6 protein-coding genes, 15 tRNA genes and 2 rRNA genes are annotated in these 8,911 nt (G+C 37.3%); 2 read left to right on the forward strand and 21 right to left on the reverse strand.

The window, feature by feature from the left end; translation table 11 throughout:
• Nucleotides 1-10: 10 nt before the first annotated feature.
• The 4 genes from brxC to G4D61_RS16505 are packed head-to-tail and all read right to left on the reverse strand — an operon-like array spanning nt 11 to nt 5,047.
• Nucleotides 11-3,580 (reverse strand): BREX system P-loop protein BrxC, encoded by a 3,570-nt coding sequence (gene brxC / locus G4D61_RS16490; protein ID WP_163174462.1) that lies wholly within the window; start codon nt 3,578-3,580, stop codon nt 11-13.
• Between the two features lie 18 nt (nt 3,581-3,598).
• Nucleotides 3,599-4,165 carry a DUF1788 domain-containing protein gene (locus G4D61_RS16495; RefSeq protein ID WP_163174464.1) on the reverse strand — a complete coding sequence of 189 codons (567 nt, stop codon included), beginning with the start codon at nt 4,163-4,165 and terminating at the stop codon, nt 3,599-3,601.
• Between the two features lie 13 nt (nt 4,166-4,178).
• On the reverse strand, nt 4,179-4,775 hold the full coding sequence (locus tag G4D61_RS16500; protein WP_163174466.1) for a DUF1819 family protein: 597 nt from the start codon (nt 4,773-4,775) through the stop codon (nt 4,179-4,181).
• A gap of 26 nt (nt 4,776-4,801) precedes the next feature.
• The gene (locus tag G4D61_RS16505) at nt 4,802-5,047 is read right to left on the reverse strand and encodes a TIGR04540 family protein (protein WP_367613795.1); all 246 of its coding nucleotides are present in this window, start codon (nt 5,045-5,047) and stop codon (nt 4,802-4,804) included.
• A 527-nt stretch (nt 5,048-5,574) separates the two neighbouring features.
• On the opposite strand from G4D61_RS16505, the gene G4D61_RS16510 reads away from it, so the two are divergent.
• Both G4D61_RS16510 and G4D61_RS16515 read left to right on the forward strand, forming a co-directional pair.
• Nucleotides 5,575-5,901, forward strand: coding sequence for a DUF771 domain-containing protein (locus tag G4D61_RS16510; RefSeq protein ID WP_163174470.1), 327 nt, complete (start codon nt 5,575-5,577; stop codon nt 5,899-5,901).
• 109 nt (nt 5,902-6,010) lie between these two features.
• Complete coding sequence (locus tag G4D61_RS16515; protein WP_163174472.1) at nt 6,011-7,123, forward strand: site-specific integrase; 1,113 nt, start codon at nt 6,011-6,013, stop codon at nt 7,121-7,123.
• 136 nt (nt 7,124-7,259) lie between these two features.
• Here G4D61_RS16515 and G4D61_RS16520 read toward each other — a convergent pair.
• From G4D61_RS16520 to G4D61_RS16600, 17 genes are all read right to left on the reverse strand, one after another.
• Nucleotides 7,260-7,341 (reverse strand) — tRNA-Leu (locus G4D61_RS16520).
• A 9-nt stretch (nt 7,342-7,350) separates the two neighbouring features.
• Nucleotides 7,351-7,424, reverse strand: a tRNA-Cys gene (locus G4D61_RS16525).
• Between the two features lie 6 nt (nt 7,425-7,430).
• Nucleotides 7,431-7,505, reverse strand: a tRNA-Gly gene (locus G4D61_RS16530).
• Between the two features lie 7 nt (nt 7,506-7,512).
• Nucleotides 7,513-7,584 (reverse strand) — tRNA-Gln (locus tag G4D61_RS16535).
• Nucleotides 7,585-7,602: 18 nt separating this feature from the next.
• Nucleotides 7,603-7,678, reverse strand: a tRNA-His gene (locus G4D61_RS16540).
• A 13-nt stretch (nt 7,679-7,691) separates the two neighbouring features.
• Nucleotides 7,692-7,765, reverse strand: a tRNA-Trp gene (locus G4D61_RS16545).
• 7 nt (nt 7,766-7,772) lie between these two features.
• Nucleotides 7,773-7,857: transfer RNA gene (locus G4D61_RS16550), tRNA-Tyr, on the reverse strand.
• Between the two features lie 6 nt (nt 7,858-7,863).
• Nucleotides 7,864-7,939: transfer RNA gene (locus G4D61_RS16555), tRNA-Thr, on the reverse strand.
• 12 nt (nt 7,940-7,951) lie between these two features.
• A tRNA-Phe gene (locus tag G4D61_RS16560) sits at nt 7,952-8,027 on the reverse strand.
• A gap of 20 nt (nt 8,028-8,047) precedes the next feature.
• A tRNA-Asp gene (locus G4D61_RS16565) sits at nt 8,048-8,123 on the reverse strand.
• A gap of 3 nt (nt 8,124-8,126) precedes the next feature.
• A tRNA-Met gene (locus G4D61_RS16570) sits at nt 8,127-8,200 on the reverse strand.
• An 11-nt stretch (nt 8,201-8,211) separates the two neighbouring features.
• Nucleotides 8,212-8,287, reverse strand: a tRNA-Val gene (locus G4D61_RS16575).
• Between the two features lie 27 nt (nt 8,288-8,314).
• A tRNA-Glu gene (locus tag G4D61_RS16580) sits at nt 8,315-8,389 on the reverse strand.
• 14 nt (nt 8,390-8,403) lie between these two features.
• A tRNA-Ser gene (locus G4D61_RS16585) sits at nt 8,404-8,496 on the reverse strand.
• A gap of 3 nt (nt 8,497-8,499) precedes the next feature.
• Nucleotides 8,500-8,574, reverse strand: a tRNA-Asn gene (locus G4D61_RS16590).
• Between the two features lie 7 nt (nt 8,575-8,581).
• Nucleotides 8,582-8,697, reverse strand: a 5S ribosomal RNA gene (gene rrf, locus G4D61_RS16595).
• 117 nt (nt 8,698-8,814) lie between these two features.
• A 23S ribosomal RNA gene (locus tag G4D61_RS16600) occupies nt 8,815-8,911 on the reverse strand; the annotation flags it as partial.

Raw genomic sequence — 8,911 nt, forward strand, 5'->3', positions numbered from 1 at the left:
ATCTCCTGCTTTAGTCAATAAACTCGATTTCTTTATTTGCTTTAATGATTTGCTTTAATTTATTTGAGAGGGTATTAATATACTTATCCACATCCTCTTCTGATCGTAATTCTTTTACTACGATAAGTTCCGAGGCTCTTACTTTTTGTTTTTGCACTGTTGCAACCTGTCCACCATTTCCTCTTTCTATAATCACAGGAGGGTTCTCTACATTTCTTCTATGCCATTCATCAATTTCTCGATTGATTTTCCGTTCATACGTCTCCTTGAAACTTGCACTTTGAGAAATAGTTGCGTCTACCTTATAAATATCCGCAAATGATCCAACTTGGTTCAGCAATTCAGTGTAGTATTGTTCAATACGTTCTTTAGTTTCATTTGAAACACCATATTGCTTTGCTTTAAGGGAAAGGTAATCATAGTCAACCTTGATTTTTTCCTTAGCGTTATTCCTTTTCTCTGTTAGGACATTTCCAATCTGATTATCCATTTCCTTAATGATTTCAGGAATTTGTTTTATCTTTCCGTATGGAATAGGATCATTTAATATATCTTTTAATTTATTTGCAAATTGATTAGCTTCTTCCCCCATAAGGTAGGCTTTATTTTCTTCATATTTGCTAATTGCCGAAAGTCCCTTATCGAAAATTTCCTTTTGGTCAGTACCAAAGAAACTCTTGACATAAGTCATGTCCTCTTCCCAATAACTAAGATCCTTTTGTAGCTCTTTCATTTTGGCAAAAAATGAAGCGTTGTCTAATCCTTTATGAAATTCTCCAAAATACTCTAAACCCTTATCAAGTAAGCTCATACCAGGATATTTTCTACCCTCGTAACGTGCTTTATATGCATTTATCTCAGCTACTTGCTTTTCAATTAGGGTACGAATTTCTTTCACTAAACCATCTTCGTCGTCTGGTAAATCAGTTTTATTGAAGATATCCTTACAAACCTTTTTAGCCGTTCTAATTAATGCTTCATCTACTTTAACCCTTTTCAGGATAATCCCTTTATCGGCTTCTGATGTTTTCGTCAAAACCGTAACAATCTTACTTGCACTTTCTTCTGGCTCTAAATACTCAGAATTGTAACGCAGGCGAATCCTTTGTTCCTTTAATAATTCCGCAATTAACCGCTGAATATCCAGCAATCTCCATCCATATGGTTTATCATTAAAGCGGTCTAAAAGGATTTTTACCCGAACTTGCTTTTGTAAGGAATCTTGCATTGTAATAAAATCAAACATCTCTTTAATGGCTGATTCATTAGGATCTTGTTTTATATCTGTACCAAAAGTCAATTGCTCGTCTTTGGTACTCAAAACAGAAATAAGCTCTCTCTCACTATCTAAGAAGTCCTTTACATATCCCAGCTTCTTATATACATTGTCAACCAAGGAATGCAACGCAGTATTGATTTTCTCTTTAACTGTGGAACCCTTAATATTCGTACAGTCTCCATTAATGAAAAACTTTCCGCTTTTAATCGCATCCTCTAATAATTCTCGTACTCTTCTTCTTCTTTCACGTACCTCGGCTTGCTTATTATTTAGGATGTTTTGTATGCTTTCTGGAAGCTGTGTAATGTTCTTTTTCTTGCGGTACTCTTCGATTTTAAGAACTTCTTCCATTTCCTCGATATAGGATTCATTTCCGCCAAGTTTAATGATTAGTTCGTCACTTCCAGAGGACATCATCATTAATTCTTGCTCGGATTTACCATAGTGATCAGATAATGGTGAAAGAATATTTATTCCTATACTTGCCGTTTGATTACCATAGTTTTTTTCATCCATTTTCTGATTATAGGAAAAAGAATAAACATTAGAATAGCGGTATTTCTTTTCATCATAAAGGTCTTGGAAGATATAGTTCGCAAGCTCCCTTTTAGCTAAATCTTCATCAATATTAATAGCTTTTATTTCTCTGTTGATGTCCTGCTCGTCATCAGTAAGGAAGATAAAGTAATCTCCATTTTTTTGTACAAGAGTTTGTGAAATGAGTTTCCTTAGAGACACTTTGATTTTTTCTTTAAGCTCTAATTTATCTTCATCAATACTTGTAACCATAAGCGTAGCAATATTTTCGATATTTGCAGGAAGCTCTTTAATGTATTTAATCATGAACAACACTTTCAATAAGTTCATATTAAATTCGTCATCTTTAAGTGCAGGGTTTTCGTAAGCACCCTCAATTACTCTTGAAATCGAGGGGTTAAGGAATTCCTTTATCGTATCGTAAAACGCATAGAAAGGGATTAAAATTCCTTCCTCTGCATCCTTATAACGCAGTCCCGCCTCTTTAAATGCAGATAACATGGAACGTTCACCCTCGGATAAATGTTTCCCTGACGAGCCATGTCTTCTCACTTGCTCAAAAACGTTCTGCAGAAGTTTAAATTGATATGGAATGAAAGGGTAAACATCTGCAAATTCTTGTTCATTATCATAGCCTCTTAAATCTGCGGTGCTTTCCTTGAAGCTAATCAAGTTTTTCAAGATCGCACTTTTCTCTGGATAAATCAATTTGAGCTTATCATTAGCAAAATCTTTCTTTAGAAGGATACGTTTTTTGATTACTTCATCAACAGAAATAGAGGATAGTGACAGCCTTGTGTCAAAGCGGCCTTGAATACGGGAGAAGTCATCTCCATTAACCTTGACGATGCTATCGATGCTTTCTTGGGAAGTAACCATAATCCATACCTTCCCTTGGCAATATGTTCCTAAGTCCTCTGCAACCGTTTGAAGGTTAAGCATAAGACTACGACTATCACCAATAAACTGTCCAATTTCATCCACTAAAAAGACAAGATGAAAGTTTTTCCCCTTCTGATCGATATATTCCTTAACATCTTTGGCAAACTTTTCAATGCTGATTTCAAAGTTATTGACCCCATTTTCGAACCAGTTCCGAGCAGACTCCTCAGACATATCAATAACTTTTGTTAAAGCTCCGATTACATAGTCAGCATCAAAATAGAATGTGTTACGACGGTCAATCCACTCTTCACCAGAAAGTGCCTTAAATTCTGCTTTAAATTGATCGTAGACACCTTTTTGATCTAAATATTTTTCCATTTCCGCAACACCAGGAATATCCCCAAAATATCCCCGATGTTCATAGAATACTTTCATGAAAACACGCAGAATGGCATCCTCTTTGGATTTACTATCCATTGAGGCTTTAGAATCAATATTGAAAAGGATAACCTCTGTCTCTACATCAGCAGTACGGTTCATATTTGCCAGGATTAAAGGATCATGAATTTTATTTTGAAAAAATTCAATTGCCTTTTTATTTTTTACCTTTTTGTTTTCAAGCAAATAAGCAAGAATTTTTAAGAAGTGCGATTTACCACTTCCAAAGAACCCCGAAATCCAGACACCCATTTTATCCGTAAAGCCGTCTATACCCTTCTGATAGTTTTCATAAAACCTTGACAAATGTTTATTCAGTTCTCTTGTGACAACATATTCATCCAATTCTTGATAAATATTGTCTTCATCCGTCTGGGCAACTTTAATAACGCCTCTTATGTCCCGTTCAATATCTTTTTGAAACATGTCTTTAATAATCATCTCGTATCCCCCTGTTCTCTAATCAACTAATGGAAATGCTCTGTAATAGTTATCATCTTTAAACTTATTAAATAATTGAAGCGACTGACCATCATATCTTCCTGGAAAAAACATAATGACTGGTATCTTATCAATTACTTCTTGAAGATTATTTAAAATTGTATGGGAGCGAACAAATGGATACACCTTTCCCACACCTGTAATAAACACAACATTATGATCGCCTATTTGTTCTTTTATTTTTTTCAAAAAGACATCAGGCTTAGCAAAGGTGGTCATTGCTTTGAATAAGGCATCCTTTCCTTGCTTTTCTTCCACCTGAAATACTCGGTCAAAGATTCGTTTTTCTCTTGCAATTTCAAGCAACATTTTATATAAGTCAAATTCGATAATCTTGCGGCCAGAGCCTTCATAATTGAATTCCTTTTTGATATGCTTCACGTAATCACGAACCACTAATTCCTCATTTGGTTCGTAATCGAAGATATAAAAACTAATCTCATTCCCAAGCCCTCGACCTTGTATAAATTTGTCCTCCTTGATTTTTGGAATAATCTTGTCCAACCTACGATTAATATTCGCCATATGCCTAATCCTTTCACTCACCCATTGCTTTCAAATAAGCCGTATCACCAATAAACATAAGGTGACGCTTTAAATTTTCATCAAATAACAACCTATTTAGCTCACCTGTTTTTTTATCCTTTAGTAAGCCCGCCTCATACAGCAATTTCATATAAACCTGTTTCAATTTGTTCACTGTCAATTCAGTCCATTTTGCCATTTTCTCGTCTTGCTCCGCCTTAGAAATAAAAAATACGTTCAAATCTTTCTTTTCAAGAAGATAATTATTTGCTTCCAGCTTTTCTCTAATAACTTCGTTCATAAATTCAAAGAAAAGCCTATCTGTCTTCATAATGGCATACAGATTTATAATCTTGCCCTCTTCTAATGGGCGATTTAGTACCCAATCCTGTAGTTGATCATCTAAAGCATTTGCCCTTCTAATAACAGATGGCACACTACGCTTTAGGCTGGATGCAAACTTGTATTCAAAAATATTTTCTTCAATTACCATTTTTTTAATTTCCGCATCTGATAAGCCTTGCTTTTTGAGCTTTAACACTTGCTTTAGTTCGTACAGCAAAAACGAAGCTCCTGTGAGTGTTGCACTATATCCTAATTCTTCAGTCATGTATCAAGCTCCTTCCGGTATAGAACTTACGACATGTTATCCGTATCTCTTTTAATAATTTTGTCAATTACTTCGAGCCTCCGCTTTCCGCATTGTTGCTTTAGAACCGTAGTAAAATTGCCATCTTTCAACACTTTATCGGGATTATTTATGTACACGTCATGAACAATTTTAATTAGTGTTTCTTCGTTCAATTCATTATTCCAATAGGCATCAATAATTCCATTTAGGGTAACAGCGAGATCCCTTTGTGTCTTGTAAAAAAGTTTCACTTGCAAAAAAGACCACCTCAAATAACGTCTATTCTAAATATTATTTTATTCTTATTTTATTCTTACTCTTAGCTGATTGCAAACCCTCATATAGTAAAAATAGTTGAAGATTATATAGTTTGTGCCAAAAAAGGGGTGGGGCGCAAAACGCCAATGACCGAAGGGGAGATAAATGTTACACCCCCTCAGAATTTTTTTAAAAAATTCCACCTATATTAAGAGATTTATACTTTTTATTTAGATAAATAAAGAGTATTTGAGAAAAATCGACTATTTATTAGAATGCTGCTTTTGAACTTCTACCTAACATTGCAGAACTCTTCAGACATTGTCTAATTACTTATGGCCAATATAGTGTCTAATACAATACTAAACTATAATTATTACTAGAAATAAGCTGAGATCACTGCAAGTCACAGAGGATTCTCAATTGCTGTACTGCAATATTATAAATATGATAAAAATCTGAGTTGGCACATGCAGCTTCTTAATAAAACTGGAGAAATTTTATTAGGGAGGAAACTCAAATGCAACAGTTAGTGGCAAAAATCGCTATACCAATACCAGAAGATCAAATATTAATTTCAAAGGTAGAATTAGAAGAATTAAAACAACAGCAACTATTTGGAACATATTGGTCAATGAAGGATTTAGAACAACGGATAAATCGCAAACAAGAATGGATAAAAGAGCACATTCTCTTTCCTACCAAATTCCGAAAGATATTAGATATAGAAGAAGGCGGGTTTGTATTCTATCCCCAAAAAAAGGGACAAACATGGTCATTTCATGCTCGACATATGGCTAAATTTCTCGATGATCATTTCAACCAAATCTTCTTAAATTGCAATTAATATCTAGTTTTTACATTTTAGTACTAGTCAATTTCGAATAGAAAATTTATGATAAGGGTGACCCATTGACCACCCTTTTTATTTTTTATTAAAAGCAAGAGGTGGAATTATGGCAAGCATAACAAAAAGAGGTAATACTTATCAGTATACAGTAAGCAGAATGGTTAATGGAAAATCTCAACCAATTAGAAAAGGTGGTTTTAAAACCAAAAAAGAGGCTCAAATCGCAGCTGCAGAAGTTGAAGCATCCTTAGCTAAAGGAATTATTCCAATCTTAAAAAAAGTACCATTTGATGAATACTTTGAAAACTGGATTAAACTTTATAAAACTCCAAAAATCAGTCGAGTAACCTTAGAGCATTATTTATATTCGCTAAATGCAGTCAAAGATTATTTTCAACACAAAGCTATTCAAGATATCAGAAGACAGGATTATCAAATGTTTTTAAATTGGCTTGGTAAGAACAAAGCTAAAGAAACAGTTGCGAAAATCAACGGACACATCAAAGCATGTGTAAAAGATGCTATTGAGGAGCAGATTATACAAATTGATTTTACGAGAAAAACTGAACTAATGTGGACGGTACAACCAAAGAAGTCTACGGAAAAACATTTAAGCTACGAAGAAAGTGAACGATTAATAAAAAGTATATGGAGTAAGCTGGATGAAGGATTAGGATATTCATTATTGCTTTTAGCGATTACTTCGGGAATGCGATTTGAGGAGCTTGTTGGACTCACAAGAAAAGATTTTGACTTTATCAACAATACGATAACGGTCAATAAAACATGGGGGTACAAAAAGAATTCCCCAAAAGGCTTTGGCCCGACTAAAAACGAACAATCAATTCGCACAATTAAAATGGATATCAAGACAATGAACCACTTCAAAAAGTTGTTTAAATCAACACCTACAAATCTTGAACAACTAGTGTTTTTCAGTCCATCCTCAAAATACAAAGTCATTAGCAATACAAACGCCAATAAGCTATTAAAAAAATTATTAGATGAATTGAATATCACTTCAATAACTATCCATGGATTACGACACACTCATGGAAGTATATTACTGTACAAAAAAGCCTCTATTCATTATGTAAGCGAACGATTAGGTCATGGTGACATTGAAACGACATTAAAAGTGTACACTCACGTTCTAAAAGAATTGCGAATAGAAGATGAACATCTAAGTATGAATACTTTTGAGCAAATGATTGTGTAAAAAATGTGTAAAATCGTTTCGTTTTCTATCGTTTTCTATCGCATTCTTAAGAAATAGAAAAAGCTCACAAGCCTTGGTATATAAAGGTTTATGAGCCTAATCACATTTCTTATCTCAACTAAAACTTAAATGGAAATACCGGTGGTCGGGGTCGAACCGACACTCCCGAAGGAACACGATTTTGAGTCGTGCGCGTCTGCCAATTCCGCCACACCGGCAAATTTTTATGGAGGCGGCAACCGGATTCGAACCGGTGATAAAGGTTTTGCAGACCTCTGCCTTACCACTTGGCTATGCCGCCATAAAATGGAGCGGAAGACGGGATTCGAACCCGCGACCCCCACCTTGGCAAGGTGGTGTTCTACCACTGAACTACTTCCGCATTTTGACTGGGCCAGCTGGATTCGAACCAACGCATGACGGAGTCAAAGTCCGTTGCCTTACCGCTTGGCTATGGCCCAATGATAGAAAAATTAATATGGGGCGGCTGGTGGGAATCGAACCCACGCATGTCGGAACCACAATCCGATGCGTTAACCACTTCGCCACAACCGCCGTTATATGAATATGGCAGGGGCAGTAGGAATCGAACCCACACTGGAGGTTTTGGAGACCTCAGTTCTACCTTTAAACTATGCCCCTATTAAGATGGTGGAGGGGGACGGATTCGAACCGCCGAACCCTGAGGGAGCGGATTTACAGTCCGCCGCGTTTAGCCACTTCGCTACCCCTCCACTGGGTGGTGCCGGCCAGAGGACTTGAACCCCCAACCTACTGATTACAAGTCAGTTGCTCTACCAATTGAGCTAGACCGGCTTATTACTTTAATGGTGGCTCGGGACGGAATCGAACCGCCGACACAAGGATTTTCAGTCCTTTGCTCTACCGACTGAGCTACCGAGCCTAAAGTATGTATCATTTAAATGGCGGTCCCGACGGGAATCGAACCCGCGATCTCCTGCGTGACAGGCAGGCGTGATAACCGCTACACTACGGGACCAGATTGCGGGGGTAGGATTTGAACCTACGACCTTCGGGTTATGAGCCCGACGAGCTACCAGACTGCTCCACCCCGCGATAATCTTATATGGTGGAGGATGACGGGCTCGAACCGCCGACCCTCTGCTTGTAAGGCAGATGCTCTCCCAGCTGAGCTAATCCTCCAATTGTCATTCAGTACTTCATTAAAAATGGTGACCCGTACGGGATTCGAACCCGTGTTACCGCCGTGAAAGGGCGGTGTCTTAACCGCTTGACCAACGGGCCAATCAATATGTATATGGCGGAGAGCAAGGGATTTGAACCCTTGAGACAGCTTATCACCGTCTACACGATTTCCAATCGTGCTCCTTCGGCCACTCGGACAGCTCTCCTTATGGCTCCGCAGGTAGGATTCGAACCTACGACCGATCGGTTAACAGCCGATAGCTCTACCACTGAGCTACTGCGGAATAATCCGCCTGGCGACGTCCTACTCTCGCAGGAGGAAACCTCCAACTACCATTGGCGCTAAGAAGCTTAACTTCCGTGTTCGGGATGGGAACGGGTGTGACCTTCTTGCCATAATCACCAGACCTCATGGACGAATATTATTATATCATCTTTTTTTAAAATTCGCAAGAGATTTTTTATATTCTCTCAAAACTAGATAGGAGAAGATTGTAAACCTTAAATCATGTTTGTCTTTCGTTTTGGTTAAGTCCTCGATCGATTAGTATTCGTCAGCTCCACGTGTCGCCACGCTTCCACCTCGAACCTATCTACCTGATCATCTTTCAGGGATCTTAC

It is taken from the genome of Heyndrickxia ginsengihumi, from assembly GCF_011008565.1.
GTDB classification, from domain to species: Bacteria; Bacillota; Bacilli; order Bacillales; family Bacillaceae_C; genus Weizmannia; species Weizmannia ginsengihumi.

What these genes read in the sequence shown, in the direction of transcription:
- G4D61_RS16515 (WP_163174472.1), top strand. Translation starts at nt 6,011, where the DNA reads ATGGCAAGCATAACAAAAAGAGGTAATACTTATCAGTATACAGTAAGC.
- G4D61_RS16495 (WP_163174464.1), bottom strand. Translation starts at nt 4,165, where the DNA reads ATGGCGAATATTAATCGTAGGTTGGACAAGATTATTCCAAAAATCAAG.
- brxC (WP_163174462.1), bottom strand. Translation starts at nt 3,580, where the DNA reads ATGATTATTAAAGACATGTTTCAAAAAGATATTGAACGGGACATAAGA.
- G4D61_RS16500 (WP_163174466.1), bottom strand. Translation starts at nt 4,775, where the DNA reads ATGACTGAAGAATTAGGATATAGTGCAACACTCACAGGAGCTTCGTTT.
- G4D61_RS16510 (WP_163174470.1), top strand. Translation starts at nt 5,575, where the DNA reads ATGCAACAGTTAGTGGCAAAAATCGCTATACCAATACCAGAAGATCAA.